The organism is Clostridium tarantellae (genome assembly GCF_009295725.1).
Classification (GTDB): Bacteria; Bacillota; Clostridia; order Clostridiales; family Clostridiaceae; genus Sarcina; species Sarcina tarantellae.
The window spans coordinates 1-664 of sequence record NZ_WHJC01000595.1; the positions used below are offsets into that span (position 1 = coordinate 1).

1 protein-coding gene is annotated in these 664 nt (G+C 31.3%); it reads left to right on the forward strand.

Translation table 11 applies throughout. From position 1 onward, the window contains the following. Nucleotides 1-664 (forward strand): phage major capsid protein (locus GBZ86_RS16525; RefSeq protein ID WP_152892489.1); only part of this gene is annotated, 664 nt, incomplete at both ends.

Here is a 664-nt window from a genome sequence, read left to right on the forward strand (position 1 = left end):
TAAAAAATTTAGATAATAATACAAATGAAATAAGAGCACAAATAACAGAAGCATTAAAGGAAGATAATGAGGGAGCTATTACAGAAGCTTTAGTAAGAATGGCTGAAAATATTCAAAGCAATATTTTAAGTGAAGCTAAAAGTGAAGCAAGATCCTTAATAAGTTCAGAAATGAATGATAGAAATGTATTAAATAAAAGGGGATTAAATGTATTAACCACTGAAGAAAGAAGTTACTATGATAAGGTAATTGAAAAAAGAGGTTTTACTGATTTAGAAGTAACTATGCCAAAAACTATTTTTGATAGGGTATTTGAAGAGTTAGAGAAAAACCATCCCCTACTTAATAAAATAACCTTCCAAAATACTAATGCAGTAACGGAATGGGTTATAAGAAAAACAGATTGTGAAGGTGCTTGGTGGGGAAAATTAACGGATCCAATAAAGAAAGAATTATCCCATGGATTTGATAAGGTAAAAACTGATATGTATAAACTAAGTGCTTATATGCCAGTATCAAAGGCTATGCTTGATTTAGGAGCACAGTGGCTTGATAAGTATGTAAGAGTAGTATTAAGTGAATCAGTTTCCATTGCTTTAGAACTGGCTATTGTGGCAGGTACAGGAAAGGAACAACCTATAGGAATGCTTAAAAACTTAAAGGG